At 65.3% G+C, this 20,303-nt stretch carries 18 protein-coding genes; 13 read left to right on the top strand and 5 right to left on the bottom strand.

Annotated features, from left to right (window positions below):
- Window positions 1-142: 142 nt before the first annotated feature.
- The gene (gene argS, locus HZA32_02155; protein MBI5422861.1) at window positions 143-1,921 is read right to left on the bottom strand and encodes an arginine--tRNA ligase; all 1,779 of its coding nucleotides are present in this window, start codon (window positions 1,919-1,921) and stop codon (window positions 143-145) included.
- 203 nt (window positions 1,922-2,124) lie between these two features.
- Here argS and HZA32_02150 point away from each other — a divergent pair, with 203 nt between their 5' ends.
- The 3 genes from HZA32_02150 (at window position 2,125) to HZA32_02140 (ending at window position 5,332) form a co-directional block, all read left to right on the top strand.
- The gene (locus tag HZA32_02150) at window positions 2,125-3,465 is read left to right on the top strand and encodes a thymidine phosphorylase (protein ID MBI5422860.1); all 1,341 of its coding nucleotides are present in this window, start codon (window positions 2,125-2,127) and stop codon (window positions 3,463-3,465) included.
- Between the two features lie 188 nt (window positions 3,466-3,653).
- Window positions 3,654-4,880 carry a class I SAM-dependent rRNA methyltransferase gene (locus HZA32_02145; protein ID MBI5422859.1) on the top strand — a complete coding sequence of 409 codons (1,227 nt, stop codon included), beginning with the start codon at window positions 3,654-3,656 and terminating at the stop codon, window positions 4,878-4,880.
- 56 nt (window positions 4,881-4,936) lie between these two features.
- Entirely contained in the window at window positions 4,937-5,332 is a 396-nt protein-coding gene (locus HZA32_02140; GenBank protein ID MBI5422858.1) for an energy transducer TonB, read from the top strand.
- 33 nt (window positions 5,333-5,365) lie between these two features.
- Here the strand turns inward: HZA32_02140 and HZA32_02135 are convergent, their stop codons facing one another.
- Window positions 5,366-6,628, bottom strand: coding sequence for a glycoside hydrolase family 88 protein (locus HZA32_02135; protein MBI5422857.1), 1,263 nt, complete (start codon window positions 6,626-6,628; stop codon window positions 5,366-5,368).
- Between HZA32_02135 and can the strand changes: the two genes are divergently transcribed.
- Window positions 6,623-7,270 (top strand): carbonate dehydratase, encoded by a 648-nt coding sequence (gene can, locus HZA32_02130; GenBank protein MBI5422856.1) that lies wholly within the window; start codon window positions 6,623-6,625, stop codon window positions 7,268-7,270. The two genes, HZA32_02135 and can, sit on opposite strands and share 6 nt — an antisense overlap.
- Window positions 7,271-7,370: 100 nt before the next feature.
- Window positions 7,371-8,426, top strand: a complete 1,056-nt coding sequence (locus tag HZA32_02125) for a cysteine synthase family protein (protein MBI5422855.1) — start codon at window positions 7,371-7,373, stop codon at window positions 8,424-8,426.
- 114 nt (window positions 8,427-8,540) lie between these two features.
- Here HZA32_02125 and efp read toward each other — a convergent pair whose 3' ends face one another.
- On the bottom strand, window positions 8,541-9,098 hold the full coding sequence (efp, locus tag HZA32_02120) for an elongation factor P (protein MBI5422854.1): 558 nt from the start codon (window positions 9,096-9,098) through the stop codon (window positions 8,541-8,543).
- Window positions 9,099-9,289: 191 nt separating this feature from the next.
- Here efp and HZA32_02115 point away from each other — a divergent pair, with 191 nt between their 5' ends.
- Both HZA32_02115 and lpxA read left to right on the top strand, forming a co-directional pair.
- Entirely contained in the window at window positions 9,290-10,624 is a 1,335-nt protein-coding gene (locus HZA32_02115) for a bifunctional UDP-3-O-[3-hydroxymyristoyl] N-acetylglucosamine deacetylase/3-hydroxyacyl-ACP dehydratase (protein MBI5422853.1), read from the top strand.
- A gap of 3 nt (window positions 10,625-10,627) precedes the next feature.
- Window positions 10,628-11,413: an acyl-ACP--UDP-N-acetylglucosamine O-acyltransferase gene (lpxA, locus tag HZA32_02110; GenBank protein ID MBI5422852.1), complete on the top strand. Its 786-nt coding sequence runs from the start codon at window positions 10,628-10,630 to the stop codon at window positions 11,411-11,413.
- A 155-nt stretch (window positions 11,414-11,568) separates the two neighbouring features.
- Here lpxA and HZA32_02105 read toward each other — a convergent pair whose 3' ends face one another.
- Window positions 11,569-11,874 (bottom strand): DUF971 domain-containing protein, encoded by a 306-nt coding sequence (locus HZA32_02105; protein ID MBI5422851.1) that lies wholly within the window; start codon window positions 11,872-11,874, stop codon window positions 11,569-11,571.
- 174 nt (window positions 11,875-12,048) lie between these two features.
- On the opposite strand from HZA32_02105, the gene HZA32_02100 reads away from it, so the two are divergent.
- A complete protein-coding gene (locus HZA32_02100) occupies window positions 12,049-13,374 on the top strand; it encodes an NAD(P)/FAD-dependent oxidoreductase (GenBank protein ID MBI5422850.1) in 1,326 nt (441 codons plus the stop codon).
- Here the strand turns inward: HZA32_02100 and HZA32_02095 are convergent.
- Window positions 13,322-14,629, bottom strand: coding sequence for a DNA polymerase (locus HZA32_02095; protein ID MBI5422849.1), 1,308 nt, complete (start codon window positions 14,627-14,629; stop codon window positions 13,322-13,324). The genes HZA32_02100 and HZA32_02095 overlap by 53 nt on opposite strands.
- 298 nt (window positions 14,630-14,927) lie before the next feature.
- Here HZA32_02095 and HZA32_02090 point away from each other — a divergent pair, with 298 nt between their 5' ends.
- The 5 genes from HZA32_02090 to HZA32_02070 all read left to right on the top strand — a co-directional run bounded on the left by HZA32_02090 (window position 14,928) and on the right by HZA32_02070 (window position 20,301).
- Entirely contained in the window at window positions 14,928-15,380 is a 453-nt protein-coding gene (locus tag HZA32_02090; protein MBI5422848.1) for a mraZ, read from the top strand.
- Between the two features lie 163 nt (window positions 15,381-15,543).
- On the top strand, window positions 15,544-16,458 hold the full coding sequence (rsmH, locus tag HZA32_02085; protein MBI5422847.1) for a 16S rRNA (cytosine(1402)-N(4))-methyltransferase RsmH: 915 nt from the start codon (window positions 15,544-15,546) through the stop codon (window positions 16,456-16,458).
- Window positions 16,459-16,486: 28 nt separating this feature from the next.
- Window positions 16,487-16,903 carry a hypothetical protein gene (locus tag HZA32_02080; protein ID MBI5422846.1) on the top strand — a complete coding sequence of 139 codons (417 nt, stop codon included), beginning with the start codon at window positions 16,487-16,489 and terminating at the stop codon, window positions 16,901-16,903.
- A 3-nt stretch (window positions 16,904-16,906) separates the two neighbouring features.
- Window positions 16,907-18,712 carry a penicillin-binding protein 2 gene (locus tag HZA32_02075; protein ID MBI5422845.1) on the top strand — a complete coding sequence of 602 codons (1,806 nt, stop codon included), beginning with the start codon at window positions 16,907-16,909 and terminating at the stop codon, window positions 18,710-18,712.
- Window positions 18,709-20,301: a UDP-N-acetylmuramoyl-L-alanyl-D-glutamate--2,6-diaminopimelate ligase gene (locus tag HZA32_02070; GenBank protein MBI5422844.1), complete on the top strand. Its 1,593-nt coding sequence runs from the start codon at window positions 18,709-18,711 to the stop codon at window positions 20,299-20,301. The genes HZA32_02075 and HZA32_02070 overlap by 4 nt, the downstream gene beginning before the upstream one ends.
- The last annotated feature ends 2 nt before the right edge of the window (window positions 20,302-20,303 follow it).

The following is a 20,303-nucleotide window of genomic DNA, read 5'->3' as shown; positions in this document are numbered from 1 at the left end:
TTTCAAAAGCCGGTCGTGGCGCGAACGCGCGCTCGCCGGCGGCCGAGGTGGAGCGCGTTGACCTCAACGCGCTTTGAACGTTCGTCCGGCGGCGGAAATTCTCGAACGCATTGAGGTCAACGCGTTCCACCCCGAGCTTCCGTCACATCCGCTCGAGCGTGCGGAGGCCGAGCAGGTGCAGGCCGGTTTCGAGCACGATGAGCGTGCGGTGGCAGAGCAGCAGACGGCGCGCACGGACGGCGGGATCGTCGACGATGACTTTGTCCGCGGCGTAGAACGCGCTGTAGGCGCCGGCGAGTTCGTAGAGATAGAGGCAGAGGAAGTGCGGGCGCAGCTGGGCGGTGGCGAGCTGCACGGCGTCGGCGAATTGCACGAGCTTGCGGGCGAGCGTGAGTTCCTGGGGCGTCTCGGGCGCGGAGGCGCCGGTGGTCGGCGGCTGCGTCGGATCGAGCTCGGCTTTGCGGAAAATGGAGCGGACGCGCGCGACGGCGTAGAGGAGATACGGCGCGGTGTTGCCGTCGAGCGCGAGCATCTTGTCCCACGAGAAGACGTAGTTGCTCGAGCGGTTCTGCGAGAGGTCCGCGTATTGCACGGAGCCGATGCCGACGGCGCGCGCGATGTCGCGACGCTCGGTCTCGGACAACTCGGGGCTTTTCTCGGTGACCAGCGCGAAGGCGCGGTCTTCGGCCTCGTCGAGGAGCGCCTTGAGTTTGATCACGTCGCCGCTGCGCGTCTTCAGGGCTTTGCCGTCTTCGCCGGTGACGGCGCCGAAGGTCACGTGATGCAGTTCGGGCACGCGGTAGCTTTTCGCCGCGAACCATTTTCTGACCGTGAGGTAGAGCTGCTCGAAGTGGTCGGCTTGGCGGAAATCGGTGACGACGACGATGCCGTCGGCCTTGAAGTGCTCAGCGCGATACGCGGCGGTCGCGAGGTCGGTCGAGGCGTAGTTGGAGGCGCCGTCGGCTTTGCGGATGAGGAACGGCTGCGTCTTGAAGCGCGGGTGCTCGGGATGGAAGACGACGAGCGCGCCTTCGCTCTCCTGCGCGAGGCCGGTTTCGGTGAGCTCGCGGTAGATGCGGTCGACCTTGTCGTTATAGAAGGATTCGCCGAGGTTGTGGTCGAAGCGGATGCCGAGGCGGTCGTAGATCTGCTGGAACGCGGCGAGGCTGACTTCGGAGAATTTTTTCCAGAGCGCGACGTTTTCGGGGTCGCCGTTCTGCAGCTTCACGAGTTCGGCGCGGGCGATTTCGAGTTCGCGAGCGGCCTTTTCGGGCTCGGGAGATTTTTCGGGGTCGGTGGCGTTGTTGCCGAGTTTGTAGAGGCGCTCGAGTTCCTCGATCGGATCGGCGGCGAGCGCGACGGGATCGGCCCAGCGCTTGTAGCCGTAGATGAGTTTGCCGAACTGCGTGCCCCAGTCGCCGAGGTGATTGTCGCGGATGACGCGCGCGCCGGTGAAGGCGAGCAGGCGGCAAATCGCTTCGCCGATCACGGCCGAGCGGAGGTGGCCGACGTGCATCTGCTTCGCGGTGTTGGGCGAGGAGTAGTCGACGACCCAAGTTTGCTGCGCGTGCTCGGTCGCGGCGCCGGAGTGAAGATGTTCTTCGGAATCGTAGCGCGCGAGCCACGCGAGCAGCGTCGCGGGTTTCAGGCGGAAGTTGATGAAGCCCGGTCCAGCGAGCGTGATCTCGAACGCCGCCTGCGTGTCGGCGTCGAGCGCGTCGACCACCTGCTGGGCGAGGGCGCGCGGGTTTTGCTTCTCGCGTTTGGCGAAGGCGAGGGCGCCGTTGGCTTGGAAGTCGCCGTGGGCAGGATCGGCGACCCGGACCTCCGGCTGGAAGCCGCGCTCCGCCAGCCCCAAACGGGCGGCGGCGGCCCGGAGGGCCGCATCAACGTGGCTGGCGACGTGAAAGGGAAGGTCCATCCGGGCATTGAGAAATTGCGCTTGGCGCTGAGCAAGAAGGATTTTTGCGGGGTCCCGCCTCGGGGAATTGCTGAGATTGCCGCTTGCGGAAATCGCGTGCTATCGCTACTTTAGACTTGCTTAAACACGCGAAACTCTTTGTCTTTGCGGGCTTTGCGCCGCCCGGCCCGGCCGGGATTCTTTTATCCACCGTGACACATTCCATGAGAAAACGTCCAATTCCGACGCGCCGTTTCATCAAGCCGTCGTTCACCTCGTTGATCGAGAAGAAGCGCGACAATGGCGAATTCACCCAAGAGGAGATTCGCTATCTGATCGACTCGACCCTCGACGGTGAGATGCCTCAGCACCAGCTCGCTGCGCTTTTGATGGCGATTTATTTCGCCAACATGTCCGCGCAGGAGACGGCGATTCTGACGGAGGAGATGATGCTGTCCGGCGAGGTGATCGACCTTTCGCACATCACCAAGCCGAAGATCGACAAATACTCCACCGGCGGCGTCGGCGACAAGACCGCCCTCGTCCTCGCGCCGCTCGCGATGGCCAGCGGTGTGGTCGTGCCGATGATGGTCGGCGTCGAACAGCAATACGTCATCAGCGCGCTCGACAAGCTCGCGGCCGTCCCTGGCTTCAAGAGCCACCTGAGCATCCAGCAGTTCACCGATCAACTCGCCCGCGTCGGCGGCGCGATCGTCGAGCAGAGCAAGGAGCTCGCTCCGGCCGACCAGAAATTCTACGACCTCCGTCTCGACACCGGCACGATCCCGAGCCTCCCGCTCATCACCGGCAGCGTGCTCTCCAAGAAGCTCGCCGAAGGCGCCGAAGGCCTCGTCATCGACGTGAAGTGGGGCAACGGCTCCTTCATCAAGGACCTCGAGCAAGCCAAGCAGCTCGCGCGCTCCATGACCCGCGTCGGCCGCTCGATGAAGCGCCGCTGCGTCGCGCTCGTCACCGACATGAACCAGCCGCTCGGCGATTCCGTCGGCACCGCGCTCGAGATCAAGGAAGCCATTCAGCTCCTCAAGGGTGAAGGCCCCGAGGACATGAAGGAACTCGTCCTCAAGCTCGGCATGGAAATCGTCCGCCTCGCCGGCGTCGCGGGCTCCACGCTCTCCGCCAAGCAGACGGTGCAGCGCCACCTCAGCGACGGCTCCGCGCTCGAGAAGTTCAAGGACATGATCCGCGCCCAGGGCGGTGACACGTCCTTCATCGATCATCCGGAAAAATTCCCGACGGCGAAACACATCCGCAAGCTGCCCGCGCCTAAGCGCGGCTACGTGCACACCATCAATGCCGCGTTCATCGCCAAGGGCGTTTCCATCCTCGGCGCCGGCAAGGACTCTCACGGCAAGGTCGACCACGCGGTCGGCGTGTCTGAGATCAAGAAGGTCGGCACGCAGGTGAAGCAGGGCGAGCCGCTCATGATGATTCACTACAACGACGAGGCGAAGCTCGAGCAGGCGCTCGATTACTTCAAGGAAGCCTACCGTCTCGCGCCGAAGCGTCCGATCCCGCCGCCGCTCGTCGTCGAGCGCGTCGCCTGACGCGAGGAAGTTTTGCCGCCGTTGCTTTCGGCACCCCTGGCCGGTCCTGTGCACACGGGACCGGCCTCTTTTTTGCCGCGAGAAATGAGTCGCCCGCCGCGGCGCCCCGCGTTTCCGTGAAGGCGATGGCCGAAGAATTCGACGACGAACTGGAAAACACGCCCGCCGCGCCGGAGCCGAATCCGCTCATGCGCGAGAAGGCCCGCCCCGCCACGCCCGAGGAAAAGGCGCAGTGGCCGCGGCCGTGGGCGCAATTGAAGTTCGTCACGTTTCAGCCCGCGATTTTCCCGCGCATGCTCGGCGACGTCTCGCGCGACGCGCGGCCGGGCGATTTTGTTTCGGTCTACGACAAGTTCGGCAATCGCATCGGCGCGGGACTCTTCAACCCGCGCGCCAAGATGCCGCTGCGCGTCGTCACGCACACGGCCGAAGCGGTGGGCGAGGAGTATTTCGAAACGGCGCTGCGCCGGGCGGTCGCGTTGCGGCGCGATTTGTTCAAGCTCGACGAGGTCACCGACGCCTACCGCGTCGTCGGCTCGGACGGCGATGGCATCAGCGGCCTCACGATCGATCGCTACGGCGACACGCTGTTCTGCGACGTTTACTCGCTCGGCATTTTCCAGCGCCTGCCGAAATGGCTGCCGCTGCTCCACGAGTTGCTCGGCACGAAACACGTTCGCGTGCACGTGGATCACGACCTCGGCAGCCTCGAGGGCATCAAGCCTTCGATGATGAAAGAGATCACCGCCAGCGCGCCCGACAAGGTGCGCATCCGCGAGCACGGCGTGAAGTTCGAGGTCGATTTCGCCGAGGGACACAAGACGGGTTTCTTCTGCGACCAACGCGACAACCGCCGGCGCTTCGGCCAGCTCGCGAAGGGGCTGCGTGTGCTCGATCTTTGCAGCTACACCGGCGGTTTCTCGATCAACGCCGCGCTCGGCGGCGCGACGGAAATCACGGCCGTGGACCTCGACGAGAAAGCCGTCGCGCAAGGCCGCCGCAACGCGAACCTCAACCAGGTTTCACCGAACAAGCTGAAGTGGGTGCACGCCGACGCGTTCGCCTACGCGCGGCAGATGCAGAAGAACGGCGAGCAGTTCGACCTCGTGTTGTGCGACCCGCCGAAGTTCGTCATGACGCGCGAGCCGGCCGGCGCCGCCGAGGGCATGCGGAAATACGCCGACTTGAACACCATCGCGGCGGGTCTCGTGAAGCCCGGCGGCCTGTTCGTCACGTGCTCGTGTTCGGGCTTGGTTTCACTCGAGGATTTCGAGCAGGTCGTGATCAAGGGCGTGCACCGCCTGAATCGCCGCCTGCAAATCTTCGACCGCACCGGCCCCGGCATCGACCACCCGGTCTACTCAAATTGCCTCGAGAGCCGTTACCTCAAGCTGCTCTGGGCGCGGGTGGTGTAAGTCAGCGCGATTGACAGCGTGGAGTGGTCAGTGCTCGTTGGAGTGGGCCAAAAACCATGAAACGAATTGTTGTTTGCGTCTGCTGTCTCCTGGGAGGCGGCCTATTGGCAAAGCCGCCGGTGCTGCACCCCGTGAAAAATGACGTGCAGTTTACGGGGCAGTTTTTTTATCCCAAGGACATCGAAGTGCCGCCCGCGATGAAGGAGGTGCCCCCGCCCGCCTATCCATCGGAGTGGCGCGACCGCACGATCGAAGGCGAGGCTCAGGTTGCTTTTCTCATCAACGAGAAAGGTCGCACTGAGCAGGTGCAGGCGGTCACCGCGACAGATGTCCACTTCGCAACTGCCGCGATCGAGGCGGTGAAAAAATGGCGCTTCAAGCCGGCCAAGAAAGATGGCAAGCCGGCGCGAGTGCTCATCGTGCAAACGATCAAGTTCACGCTCGGGGCGTAGCGTGCGACTGCCGCGGCGTGACCGAAGAGAGCGTCACCGCAGCAGCGCCGCGGCGCACCAGAGCAGCGGCGCTTGGCCGTGGAAATCGCCGGTGATGCGCGGGCGCTTCAGGTAGTGCTCGCGATCGGCCTTGATGCCGGTGCCGGCGCAGACTTCGCGGAGATTCGCGTCGGCCTCGAGGTAGGTGAGGAGCGCGAGCCAGCCTTTGCGCGCGGCGGGGCCGTAGGTTTTTTCGTCGAGCACGCCGAGTTGGACGCCGGTGATGAAAGCGTAGGTGAACATTGCGGTGCCGGACGTCTCGGGCCAGGAGTCCGGACCATCGATCAACTGGTGCCACATGCCGTTCGCGTCCTGATTGGCGAGGAGCGCGGCCATCATCGCGTGGTAGCCGCGGAGGATGCGGTCGCGGTGCGGGCTGTCCTTGGGCATCGTGCGCAGGAGTTCGGCCATGCCGACGGCCATCCAGCCGTTGCCGCGCGCCCAGTGGTGTTTCGCTTCGGGGGCGTGGTAGAAGAGTCCGTTCGGCTGTTGCAGGCGGTCGAGGTAGGCGACGGCTTCGAGCGCGGCGCGGTCGATGTAGCGGCGTTCGCCCGTGGCGCGGTAAGCCTGCGACTGCGCCATCGTGATCATGAACATGTCGTCGATCCAGAAGCGGGTTTGCCACGAGAGGCCGGCCGCGACGTTTTCCTTCCAGGCTTTGTCGCCATCCTTCGCGAAACGCGGGCCGTAGGGCTCGCCGTCCCACTGGCGGTCCGCCATGCGCTTGCCGACTTCGAGCGCGCGCGGGTCGCGAGTTTGGATGTAGGCTTCGAGCGGGACGATGGCGAAGACCGTGCCGTCGACATGATAGGGCTCAGGGATGAGATTCTTTTCGGGGCCGAAGAGCGGCTCGAGGCGCGCGACGAGTTGCGTGCGCAGCGCGTCGTCGTGGGTGATCTGCGCGAATTGGAACGCGCCATACCAAGTGCACGCTTCGGCGTAGTGGATGAACTTCGGCTCCCACATCGGCATGTGCGGACGGGCGACGAAGTTCGCGGCGACACGCCGTCCGATCTCGCGGGGTGACTGGCCGGCAGGCCACGAGCCGAAGTCGTAACTCGCGACGGCGAGCGGGACGGCGACGAGAGCGCAGGCGAGAGCAAGGCAACGGGTAGGGGAGATCACGTCGGGGAAATTACGGGCGGGCCGCGCGGCGACAAGTGCGGTCCATTCGGAGCGTCCGCGGGTCGGCGATGCGTGGCGGCGGATAGGCTTCCCACACGGGCGCTCTTCGCTCAACTTCGCGGTCGCATGCATCAGCTTCCACACCTGTTTGCGCAGAACAAGGCCTGGGCCGCGGCGATCAAGCAGCGCGACCCGGAGTTTTTTGCGAAGCTCTCCCGCCAGCAGAACCCGGAGTATCTCTGGATCGGCTGCTCGGATTCGCGCGTGCCGGCGAATGAGATCATCGGCCTGCTGCCCGGCGAGGTGTTTGTGCATCGCAATGTGGCCAACGTGGTCGTGCACACGGACCTGAATTGTCTCTCCGTGATCCAGTTCGCCGTCGATGTGCTGAAGGTGAAACACATCATGGTGGTCGGTCACTACGGTTGCGGTGGTGTCGGCGCTGCGCTGCGCTGCGAGCGGGTCGGCTTGGCGGACAACTGGCTGCGCCACGTGCAGGACGTGAAGGAGAAGCACCAAGGCTGCCTGCACCTGCTGCGAGACGACACGGCGCGGAGCGCGCGCTTGTGCGAGCTGAACGTCATCGAGCAAGCCGCCAATGTCGCGCAGACCACCATCGTGCGCGATGCGTGGGCGCGCGGTCAGGAACTCTCCGTCCATGGCTGGATCTACGGGTTGAAGGATGGGTTGCTGCGCGACTTGAAGGTGTCGGCGAGCAGCACCGATGAAATGAGCGCGGCTTACCAGAAGGCCGTCGTCGAACTCGGCGAATAGAGTCCGAGTCGGCCGCGGGACGCGCCGTTTGGGCCGAAAGAACCAAGCCCGTGCCCGGCGTTGCGCGGCCGCGGCGGTTCGCTCACAAACGATCCGCCCCATGAATCTCGCGTCCGCTCCCGGCGTTTGGCAGGAAAAGTTCGCTGCGCTCCGTCCGCTCATCGGCAACACGCCGCTGCTCGAAGTGCGTTTCCGCTTTCGCGGTCGCACGCGGCGGATTTTCGCCAAGGCGGAGCAGTTCAACCTCACCGGCAGCATCAAGGATCGCATGGCGCTGCACGTGCTGCGCGTCGCCTACGAGCGGGGCGAGATTCGCCCGGGACAACCGATCGCGGAAGCGACGAGCGGCAACACCGGCATCGCGTTCGCCGCGATCGGGCGCGCGCTCGGGCATCCGGTGACGATCTTCATGCCGAATTGGATGAGTCGTGAACGCGAGGACCTGATTCGCAGCCTCGGTGCGACCATCGTGCCGGTGTCGCGCGAGCAGGGCGGTTTTCTCGGCAGCATCAAGATGTCCGAGGATTTTGCGGCGGAGCGCGGGGCGTTTCTGCCGCGGCAGTTTGCCAACGAGGCCAATGTCGAGGCGCACGCGCGCGGCACGGGACCGGAACTCGCGGCGCAGCTCGCGCAACTGGGATTGTGCGCCGACGCGTTTGTCGCGGGCGTCGGCACCGGTGGCACGATCATGGGCGTCGCGCAGCATTTGCGGAGCGTGAATCCCGCGGCGAAATTGCATCCGGAGGAGCCGGCCGAATCGCCGACGCTCACGACGGGCCACAAGGTCGGCCGCCATCGCATCCAAGGCATCTCGGATGAGTTCATCCCCGCGATTCTGAAACTCGGCGAACTCGACCCGGTGATCGCCGTGCACGACGGCGACGCGATCCTGATGGCGCAACAGCTCGCACGCTCGCTCGGTCTCGCGCTCGGGATTTCGTCGGGCGCGAATTTCCTCGCGGCGCTAGCGGCGCAGGAGCGGCTCGGTCCCGACGCGGTGGTCGCGACCGTGTTTTGCGACGACAACAAGAAATACCTCAGCACGGACCTGATGCGCGAAGAGGCGGTGCGCGATGGCTATTTTTCTCCGCAGGTCGAGTTGCTCGGTTACAGCAGCGTGCGGCGCGTCTGCACGACGTGCGAGCCGACGTCCTGAGTCAGGGATGCGGCAAAAGAAAACCCGCGGCTCGGGCCGCGGGTTCGAAACTTTAGAAAGCTGAAAGCTGAAAGCTGAGAGCTGATCGCTGACTGCTGACAGGGGGCTGCCGACTCAGGCGCGACCCATGTAGGTGCCGTCGAGCGTGCTGACGCGGACGAGTTCGCCTTCCTTGATGAAGAGCGGCACTTGGATCACCAAGCCGGTCTCGCAGGTGGCGGGCTTCTGGACGTTCGACGCGGTGTCGCCCTTGATGCCTTCGGCGCTCTCGGTGATCTTGAGCGTGACGGTGGAGGGCAGGTCGATCGTGACCGGGTTGTCGTTGATGAAAAGGACTTCGGCTTTGCCGCCGGCGACGAGGTAGTTCTTCGAGTCGCCGATCATGGTGGCGGTGAGTTCGAAGGTCTCGAAGGTCTCCGGATCCATGAACGAGAACGTCTCACGGTCCGCGTAGCTGAACTCGAGCGTGCGGCGATCCGTCGGGAGAACCTCGACCGGGTCCGGCGAGTTGAAGCGCTGTTCGAGCGACTTGCCGTAGCGAAGATTGCGCATCTTCACCTGCACGAAGGCGCGGAGGTTGCCCGGCGTGCGGTGCTGGGTCTCCATGACGAGGTGCGGCTCGCCGTTGAACTTGATGACTTGGCCTTTGCGGAGGTCGTTGGCTGCGGGCATGACGATTTCGGAACGAAGTTGAGTTTGGAAAGGTTAGAGGAATACCCAGCCGGTTTTCCCTCTGTCAACTGCCGTCTGGGCGATTTTTCCGCGAGGCCGGCCGCCGCGAACGCCGCGTGAGGCGAGGGTGGAGAAATCATCTCCAAGCTTGTCATTTCCAAGGGCCTCCGGACACTCGCCCGGACACTCACATGAAGCAGCGCACCCTTCTGCGCGAGGTCTCCATCAAGGGCAACGCCCTGCATACCGGAGACGCCGTGCACATGACCTTCAAGCCCGCGCCCGTGAACCACGGCATCGTGTTCAAGCGCGCGGACCTGCACGGCCACCCGGAAATCAAGCCGCGGGTCGATCTCGTCACGGATCTCGTGCGCGCCACGACCATCCAGCAGGGACACGCCAAAATCCATACCGTCGAGCACGTGCTCAGCGCGCTCAGCGGCTGCGGCATCGACAATCTCCTCATCGAAATGGATGCCGGTGAGCCGCCGATCATGGACGGTTCCTCGCGCGAGTTCGTGAAGATGATCCAGCAGGGCGAGCCCGTCGAACAGGACGCCGAGCGCGAATACTTCACTCTGACCGAGCCGATCTCCGTCTCCCGCGGCAACTCGTCCGTCATCGCGCTGCCCTTCGACGGCCTGAAAATTTCCTGCACCAGCGCCGACGATCGCGGCATCCACACGCAGCACCTTTCTCTCACGATCGACCCCGACGTCTACGTGACGCAGGTCGCTGCGTCGCGCACGTTCACGGTTTACGAGGACATCGAGGGTCTGCTGAAGATGGGCAAGATCAAGGGCGGCTCGCTCGACTGCGCCGTCGTGATCAAGGGCGACAAGATCATCTCGAAGGAGCCGCTGCGCTTCGCCGACGAATTCGTCCGCCACAAGATCCTCGATATCATCGGCGACATCACGCTCCTCGGCGTCCCGCTGAAGGCGCACATCGTCGCCACGCGCCCCGGCCACGCGATCAACGCGGAGCTGACGAAGCTTCTCCTCGAAAAATACGAGGCGTGGAAAAAGGGCGGCAAGAAACCCGCCAAGCCCGCCGCGCCGAAGGCCGAGATCACCACCGAGACCACGCTCGATATCCGCCGCGTGCTCGACACGATCCCGCACCGCTATCCGTTCGTGATGATCGACCGCGTCGTCGAGGTCGGTGACGACACGCTCACCGCGATCAAGAACGTCACGATCAACGAGCCGTATTTCCAGGGCCACTATCCGGGCAACCCGGTCATGCCCGGCGTGCTTCAGATCGAGGCCATGGCGCAGGCCGCCGGCATCCTGCTCATCCGCCGCACCAGCGGCATCGAAAACAAGACCGCGCTTTTCATGAGCTGCAACGCCGTGAAATGGCGCAAACCCGTCCGCCCCGGCGACCAGCTCAGCATCAAGGTCAAGATGACGAAGGCCCGCGGCACCATCGCGTGCGCCGAAGCCGAGTGCTCCGTCGGCGGCCAAGTCGTCTCGTCCGGCGAACTCATGTTCGCGCTCGTCGACACGAGCGCGATGGACTGAGCCATGGCGTCGAACATCCATCCGACCGCTATCGTCGAACCGGGCGCACAGCTCGGCGCCGACGTCACGTTGGGCGCCTATTCCTTCGTCGGCCGTGAATCGACGATCGGCGACGGCACTGTGCTGCACCACCACGCGGCCGTCGAGGGCTACACCTTCGTCGGCAAGCAGTGCGAAATTTTCCCGTTCACCTGCATCGGCACCAAGACGCAGGATCTCAAGTATCGCGGCGGGCGGCCGGGCACGCGCATCGGCGACCGCAACGTCTTCCGCGAATACACCAGCGTCCACTCGGCCACCAACGACGGCGAGTTCACCACCATCGGCAACGACAACCTCCTGCTCGCCTACTGCCACGTCGCGCACGATTGCCAGATCGGCAATCACCTCATCGCGAGCAACTCGGTCGGCCTCGCGGGCCACGTGATCGTCGATGACCACGTGACGCTCGGTGCCAAGTGCGGCGTGCATCAGTTCTGCCGCGTCGGCGCGCACGTGATGGTCGGTGCGATGTCCAAGGTCGTCCAAGACGTGCCGCCCTACATCATCGCGGACGGCAATCCCGCGATCGCGCGCTCGATCAACAAAATCGGCCTCGAGCGCCACGGCTTCTCGCCCGAACGCCTCGACGCCGTGAAACACGCCTTCCGTCTCTTCTATCGCGCCGGCTACAACCGCACGCAGGCCCTCGATGCGATGAACTCGCACTCGCTCGCCGCGACCGAGGAGTTCAAGGCGTTCCTGAAATTCGTGACGTCCAGCGACCGCGGCCTCGTCGCCGGCCGCTGAGTTTGGCGCGGCATTCGTTGTCACTCGCGTGAGGTAGGGGCCGTTGCCCTCAACGGCCCTCGGAATTGCAGCCCGCTGCTTGAAGAGGGCGCTTGGGGTCAAGCGCCCCTACCGCGCCTCTCTTTGGGCGGACGTCGCCGCTTTGAGCGCTACAGTCAGCTCGCGCCCAATTCCCGCAACAGCGCGTAGCTGTAAAGTCCGGTGCGGTGTCCGTCGCTGAAATCGAAACGGATCGCGTAGTTCCCGACCTGTTCCCAGCCGGTGACCGCCACGCCCGCGTGGCTCTTGCGCGCCTCGCCGCCGTATTGATTCCCGAAGATGTCCTGTTCGCCCTTCACCTCGGCGCTGGGCGAGTTCGCGCGGAGCTTCTCCACGCCGATGTAGCTCTCCGCGCCATCGCTCCAGCGGATGGCGACTTCGGGGCCGATGAGTTGCACGTCGAGCGGACGGAGAGCTTCCATGCGTTTGAACTAGATGCGATTTTCCGACGGAGAAAAGGCCGGAAATCCCCGGCTCGCGCCGAGGTGTAGTCGCTCTGTTCGGAGCCTGAAGGCGGACTGTTACCTATCTCGCAACCGGGCATTCTAGTCCTTCGGTCCATGGCTACCGCGGTGATTCGGGCTAGGCTCTCGAGCATGACAGCGTTCACGTCCGCGGGTCTTCCTCATGTGGTGGTTCTCGGGGCCGGCTTCGGCGGCCTCGCGTTCGCGCAGCATTTTCCGTCGCACCTCGCGCGCGTCACGGTCGTCGATCGGCAGAATCACCACCTGTTTCAACCGCTGCTCTATCAAGTAGCCACCGCGGGCCTCGCTGCGCCGGACATCGCGCAGCCCATCCGGCACATCCTGCGCGACAAGCCGAACCTCGCCGTGCAGCTCGGCAGCGTGCAGCGCATCGATCTCGCCGCGCGTCGCGTCGAACTCGATACCGGCGCGCTCGACTTCGACTGGCTCGTCATCGCGCTCGGCAGCCGCACGACTTATTTCGGCCACGACGAGTGGGAGCAATTCGCGCCCGGCCTCAAGACGCTCGACGACGCCACGCTGCTGCGCCGCCGCATGCTGCTCGCCTACGAGCGCGCGGAACTCGAAACCGATCCGCAGCGCCGCGCCGAACTGATGACGACTGTCGTCGTGGGCGGCGGACCGACGGGCGTGGAGCTCGCCGGCACCTTTGCCGAACTCGCGCGCACCGTGCTTTACCGCGATTTTGACCACATCGATGCGCGGCAGGCGCGCATTCTTCTCGTCGAGGGCGGCCCGCGCGTGCTCGCCACATTTCCGCCTGATCTATCCGACAGCGCGCATCGTCAGCTGACGAAGCTCGGCGTCGAGGTGCGCCTGAACACTCTCGTCAAATCGATCCGCGACGGCGAAGTGCAACTCGGCGACGAGACGATTCGCGCCGGTAACATCGTGTGGGCCGCCGGTGTCGGCGCCGTGCCGATCACGAAAACGCTCGGCATCGCGACCGATCGCGCCGGACGCATTCCGGTGCGGCCCGATTTCAGCGTGCCGGGAAACTCGCGCGTCTTCGCGATCGGCGACCTCGCCACGCTCGTCGATGCGAGCGGCGTCACTGTTCCCGGCGTCGCGCAAGGCGCGATGCAGGCCGGTGCGCACGTGGCGCGCGAGATGGCGTTCGACATCGCGACGCGCGAACGCGCGCCAGAGAAGCGCGCAGCGTTCCGCTATCGCGACAAGGGCAACATGGCCACGATCGGTCGCTCGAAAGCGGTCGCACAGATCGGCCAGGTGCATCTCAGCGGATTCCCCGCGTGGGCCGCGTGGCTCGCGATCCACCTCGTTTTCCTGATCGGCTTCCGCAATCGCGTGTCGGTCTTCCTGCAGTGGGTCTACGCGTATTTCACCTGCCAGCGCGGCGCGCGAATCATCACCGGTCTGAGCTTCACCAAACCTCCGGCTCCGCCGGCGGCGGCAGTTTCTTCGCGGGCTTCTTGAGCCGACCCTCGTAGCTGCGGTCGATCTCCTCGATCTCCGGCTCGGGGATGCGCGTGAACGCGATCCGCATCGGCGCGTCCTTCGTCGCGCCGTGCGCGCCGCCGAGATAAACGGTGTTCTTGCCGAAGACCTTGTTGAGGTGGTCGACGGCCTTGAAGAGTTCGCCGCGCGACTTCTCCGTTTTCTCCTCGAAGAGATCGGGCGTGTGCAGCTTCAGGTCGATGAGGCGCGTGAGGTGCACGCCGACGCGCAGCGGCTTTAGCTTCGCGAATTTCGCGGGACGTCGCGCCCACAGTTCGTTCAACGCGTGCGTCAGGCGCAACGTGTCTTGCGTTTCGGTGAGCGTCATTTCCTCGGCCCAGCTTTGATCGCCAAGGTAGTCGACTGACACGCTCAACGCGCCCGCGTAGAGCTGCGAGTGTCGCAGGCGCATCGCGGCTTTCTGCAGCAGCCGGTGCAGCGCCGCGAGCGCGGCGTCGTGATTGCGGCGCTCGGGCGGCAGCACATTGCCGTGCCCGATGGTCTGGCCGGTCTTTTGCTCGAAGTAGGGGAGGTCTTCGCCGTGCAGCAGCCGCCAGATCTGCTCGCCACGCACGCCACCCCACACGCCGCGGAACACCTGGTGGTTCGCGGCCCACAGTTGCTCCATCGTTGTGATGCCGTGCTCGCTGAGCCGGCGCTGGATGTTTGGGCCGATGCCGGCGATGTCGCCCGGTGCGAGATGGAGCAGTCGCGCGGGCAGGTCCTCGTCGTCGAGGATCACGAGGCCGTCGGGCTTCTGCATGTCCGACGCGACCTTCGCGAGCAGCCACGTCGGCGCGATGCCGATCGAGCTGCGCAACAGCGGGCCGACCTCGCGCGTGATCTTCGCCTTGATGGCGTGAGCGAGTTTTTCCGCGTCGATGCGTGAGTTGATCAATCCCGCGACGCGCGCCGTGACCTCGTCGATCGACTGCACCGTGAGTTCAGGCGTGCACGAGGCGATGACGTCGCGCAGCCGACGATGGTAGTCGATGTAGACCTCGGGTCGCGCTTCGACGACGACGAGACCGGGGCAAATTTGGCGCGCCTCGGCGACGCGCGAGTTGCGCTTCAAGCCGGCCGCTTTCGCTTCGAGACTCACAGCGACGCAGCCGGTCGTCTCGGCCGCCACCGGCACGATCGCCACCGGCTTGCCACGCAACTCCGGCCGCTCCTGCTGTTCGACGGAAGCGAAGAACGAATTGAAGTCGATCGTGAGGTAGCGCAGCGCCACGCCGCGAAAATTGCCGCCCGCCGCGAGGAGTCAAAGCCGACAAATTGAGACGAATCGATCAGCCCACGGCGCGACCTCGGAGTGGGAAGGTGGCTGGCATTTTAAGTTTAAAATGACTGCCTGGATCCGGTTTGGCGGGGCGCGGGTAGGGCGGGAGTTGTTCACCGAAAATGTGAGGTCTTTGTGAATAAAAATCCGGCAGTTACGCCGCTTTTTTACTTGAGCGCCGGGGGCGAAATGGGGACAAATGGTGCACTTTGGGGCGCCTAGCAGTCGACGCCCTTCTCGGACACCCTTCATGGCGCAGTCAGGCACAACCGTTTATTCCGGCCGTTTTGAGCACACGCTCGACGACAAGAATCGTCTCACGATTCCGTCGCTCTGGCGCTGGGTTCACACGGACGCGGAGACGTTTTTGGCCATGCCGCACCCGGATGGTTACATCGCCGTGCTGCCGCCCGCGCGCGTCGAGAAGCTCCTCGCGCAGATCGGCGAGATGAAGCTCTCGGATCGCGACGCGCAGGCCGTGAAGGCGCGCATCTTTTCGTCGGCGCTCCAGTTCACGTTCGACAAGCAGGGCCGCTTCGGCGCCTCGGCCGACCTGCTCGCTCACGCCGGCATCGCGAAGGACGCGGTGCTCGTGGGCATGGGTGACACTTTCAACATCATGAGCCCGTCGCGCTGGCAGGACATGCAGCGCGCCACGGCGGGCGAGAACTTCGGCGACATGATGCGCCGCATCGGCCTCTGAGCCATGACAACCACGACCATGCACAACACTCCTGTCCGTCCCCAGCCTTTGCCCAAGCTTGCCATGGTCCGTTGCGCCCACCGGCGCGACGCGCGCGGAGCCTTTTCGCTCCGCCGGAAGAAGACCCATGTGCGCCGCGCTGCTTGAGCTTCCGACCCGGACAATGACCACGGGGCACCAGCCGGTTCTCCTGCACGAGGTTTTGGAATACCTCGCGCCCGAGAGCGGCCGGACCTACCTCGATTGCACTTTCGGCGGTGGTGGCCATACGCAGGAAATTCTGCGCCGTGGCGCCAGTGTTGTAGCACTGGACCGGGATCCATCCGCCCAACCCCGGGCTGCGTCGGTGCAGGCGCAGTTCCCGGGCGCCTTTCGTTTCGTCGACATCAACTTCGGCGAACTCGCCGCGCTGCCGGATCGCGACTTCGCGGGCATCCTGTTCGACCTCGGCGTGTCGTCCTTCCAGCTCGACGAGGTCGAGCGCGGTTTCGCGTTCCGCCACGACGCGCCGGCCGACATGCGCATGAACCCGCGCGAAGGCCAGCCGGCCGCGCGCTGGCTCGAGATCGCTTCGCACGATGCGCTCGTCCGCGCCATCCGCGACTACGGCGAAGAACAGAACTGGCGCCGCGTCGTCACCGCGATCGAAGCCGCCCGCGGCACCGGCCGGCTCGCCCGCACCGCTTCGCTCGCGCAGGTCATCGCCGACGCGATCCCGGCCGCCGTGAAGCGCGACAGCAAGATCAACCCCGCCACGCGCAGCTTCCAAGGCATCCGCATCGCCGTGAACGACGAACTCGGCGCCATCGAGCGCGCGTTGCCCGCCGCGTTCGAGCGCCTCGCCTCCGGCGGCGTGCTCGCGGTCATCAGCTTCCACTCGCTCGAAGATCGCCCGGTGAAGCAGTTCTTCCGCCGCATGTGCGGTCTGCCGGTCGACGAGAACGACTCCACGCCGCAACAGCTCCGCGCGAAGCACGCCGAGTTGCTCACGCGCAAACCCGTCGTCCCGACCGACGCCGAGATTTCCACCAATCCCCGCAGCCGTTCCTCGAAGCTGCGCGTCCTCCGCAAACTTTAGTCGCTCCTGTCCAACCTGTCCCCCCCCGATGAAGCCGCCTCCTCCCAACGCGCTCGTCAACAAAGTCGTTCTCCTGACGCTCGTGCTCCTCATGTTCGCTGGCACCCTCGGCCTCGGCGCCGTCTGGGTGCGCCAGGAAATTTTCGCCACCGCCAACCGCATTCGCGTTCTCGAAGGCGAGAACGCCGACGTCGTGCGCAAGCTCGACGAAGCAGCCGCGCAGATCGCGTCCGCCGAGAGCGTCGCCACGCTGCTCCAGCAGAACGACGCGCTCCGCCTCGGCCTCGCCACCGCGAAGGAAGTCCAGGTCGTCCGCGTCGAGCGCGATCCGGTCCTCGAACTCGGCCGCAAGCGTTCCGCGGAAGCCATTTTCAACTCGGCCACCGCCGCCCAGAACGCGAACGCCTTCGCGTTTCGCGTCATCCCCGCCTCCTACCAGCGCTGAGCGATGTCCAAGGGCTTTGCTTCCAACTTTCGCATGACGCTCCTCGCCGTGGGCGTGCTCGGGTTCTTCGCCGCCGTCGGCGGGAGACTCGTTTACCTCCACGTGCTCCATCGCGACGAGTTGCTGAAGTTCGTGAACAAGGCCCGCCGCCAGATCGTCGTCGAACACGCCCGTCGCGGCGCGCTCCTCGACACCAAGGGCAACGTCCTTGCCACTTCGCGCTCCTACATCGTCCTCGGCGCCGACCCGGAGATGCTCAAGGAGGCCGACAGCACCAAGTGGGCCGCCCTCGCGCGCCTGCTGAACACCAATTTCCTCGAACTCGACAAGACGCTGCGGAAAAACATCGCCGCCTCCCAGCTCGCGCTCGCCTCGCGCGACGAAGCGGTGAAGGACAAGCGCGTCCGCTACGTGAAGCTCGCCGACGAAGTCGACGAAGCCGTCTACGACCAGATCATGGATCTCAAGATCCGCGGCATCTACGGCTCCCGCGGCTACAAGCGCGTCTACCCGGGCAACCAGCTCGCCGCGCACGTCATCGGCTACATTAATAAGGAGAACATTCCCGTCACCGGCGCCGAGAAGCACCTCGACCTCTACCTCAAGGGGCAGGACGGCTGGATCGAATCCGAGAAGGACGGTGCGCGCCGCGAGATGGCGCAGTTCCGCACCCGCGAAGTCGACCCGCAGGACGGCAACGACGTCGTCCTCACCATCGACTCCGTCGTCCAGAACATCATCGAGCGCGAACTCGAAACCATCGCCGGAAAATACAACCCGAAGTTCGCCACCATCATCGTCAGCGATCCGCAGACCGGCGCGATCCTCGGCATGGCCAACTGGCCGAGCTACAACCTCAACGAGTTCTTCAAGGCCCCGCTCGACGTCCAGCGCAACAACGCCGTCACCGACATCGTCGAGCCCGGCTCCACCTTCAAGATCGTCGCCGCCGGCGGCGGCCTGAACGACGGCACCGTGATGCCGACCACCACCTTCGATTGCGAGAGCCCCACCGTCATCATCGACGGCAAGGAGCGCCGCCTGCCCAAGGAAGACCACGCCATGGGCACGCTCTCCGTGCGCGAGATTGTCAGCCACTCCTCCAATCGCGGCGCCGCCCACATCGCGATGAAGATGGGCGCCCAGCGTTTCTACGAATACGCCAAGCTCTACGGCTTCGGCGAAGCGACGAAGTTCGGCCTCGGCGGCGAAGTCCGCGGCATCCTCGAGCCGCCCGCCAAGTGGGACGGCCTCACGATCACGCGCATGCCGATGGGCCACGCCGTCGCCGCCACGCCGCTGCAAATCCACATGGCGATGAGTGTCGTCGCCAACGGCGGCACGCTGCTTCGCCCGCAAATCATCAAGGAAATCCGCGACCCCGAGGGTAAGATCGTCCAGACGCTGACGCCCGAGAAGCGCAGCCAAGTCCTCAAGCCCAGCACCGCCGCCACGCTCGCGCAGATGCTCCACGGCGTCGTGCAGGAAGGCGGCACCGCCGCCGGCTTCGACATCGAGGGCTTCGAACTCGCGGGCAAGACCGGCACGACCCAAAAAATCGTCGACGGCAAATATTCCAATACGCGCCACGTCGCGTCCTTCGTCGGCTTCTTCCCCGCCAGCCGCCCGCAAGTCGTGCTCTCCGTCATCGTCGACGACGCGAAGGTCCCCGGCGGTCTCGCTTACGGCCGCGCCGTTTCGGCCCCCGCGTTCAAGCACGTCGCGGAACAACTCGTCCAATACCTTGACATCAAGCCCGTGCGCGCGCCCTCCCGCGTCGCGCTCGCGCTGACCGGAACCGCCAAATGATCGGCTATCTCACGCCCAATTACCCGCTCATCGCGGCCTTTCGCTCGCTGCCGGCCACTCGCCGCCGGCCGGTCGACCGTGCGTCCCAACAAATCTTCAAGATGGCCCCGAAGCTCTCCGACTTCCTCAACGACGACGAAATCGTCGCGAGCAAGGGCGATCTCGACCGCCCCATCTCCGGCCTCGCGATCGACAGCCGCCGCGTGATGCACGGCAACCTCTTCTTCGCGGTCAAAGGCCGCCGCGCTGACGGCAACCTCTTCATCGACGAGGCGATCAACCGCGGCGCCGTGGCGATCATCGCGGAAAAAATTCCCGCCGTCACTTCGCAGCGCGTCACCTACGTGCAGGTCGCCGACGTTCGCCGCGCGCTCGCGCGCGTCTCGCAGCGCTTCTTCAAGTTCCCGGACCGCTCGCTCGACCTCGTCGGCGTCACCGGCACCAACGGCAAGACCACCGTCGCCGCGCTCGCCAAGCACCTGCTCTCGACCGAGCACCAGCGCGTCGGCCTCATCGGCACCGTGAACTACGACCTCGGCGCGCGCGTCGTGCCCTCGTATCGCACCACGCCCGAGGCGCTCGATCTCTTCGGCATGCTCGCGCAGATGCGCGACGCCGGCTGCCGGCAGGCCGTGATGGAAGTCAGCTCGCACGGCCTCGATCAGCAGCGCGTGCTCGGTATGCAGTTCGGCGTCGCGGTGTTCACCAACCTCACGCAGGACCACCTCGATTACCACGGTTCGATGGACGCCTATTTCGCGGTGAAGGCGCGCCTCTTCCGCGGCGAAACCGCGCCCGCGCCGCGCGCCGTCGCGATCAATCTCGACGACGCCCACGGCCGCCGTCTGGCCAGCGAAGTGCCTGCCGGCATGAAGCTCGTCACCTTCGGCGAAGCATCCGACGCGACGATCCGCGCCGAAAACGTCCGTCTCTCGTTCCAGAGCGCCGCGCTCACGCTCGTCTGGCCCGAGGGCCGCGCCGAAATCGAGAGCCCGCTCATCGGCCGCTACAACGTCTCCAATCTCCTCGCCGCCTTCGCCGCCTGCTACGCGCTCGGCCGCGATCCGCAGATCATCGCGAAGCGCCTCAAGTCCTTCGCTGGCGTCTCCGGTCGCATGGAGCGCATCGACGCCGGCCAGCCGTTCAACGTGCTCGTCGACTACGCGCACACCGACGACGCCCTCCGCAACTCGCTGAGCATGCTCAAGGCGATCACGCCCGGCCGGCTCTTCGTCGTCTTCGGCTGCGGTGGCAACCGCGACCGCGCCAAGCGCGCGCTCATGACCGCCGCCGTGCAGGAGTTCGCCGACGCCGCGTTCGCCACCGCCGACAACCCGCGCAACGAGCCTCTGCTGCAGATTTTCTCCGACATGAAGCCCGGCGTGACGGCGCCCGCGAAGATCACCTTCGTCGAGGACCGCCGCCGCGCCATCAGCCTCGCGCTCGACGCCGCGCGCGCGGGCGATTGCCTGCTCATCGCCGGCAAGGGCCACGAAACTTTCCAGGAACTCGCGGACACCGTCGTGCCGTTCGACGACCGGCAGGTCGCCCGCGAACTCATCGGCATCAAGCAGCTGAAGCCGGTCTGAGC

The sequence above is a fragment of the Opitutia bacterium genome, from assembly GCA_016217545.1.
Lineage (GTDB): Bacteria > Verrucomicrobiota > Verrucomicrobiia > Opitutales > Opitutaceae > Didemnitutus.
The sequence above is the reverse complement of the archived record's forward strand: the minus strand, read 5'-3'. Positions and strand labels throughout refer to the sequence as shown.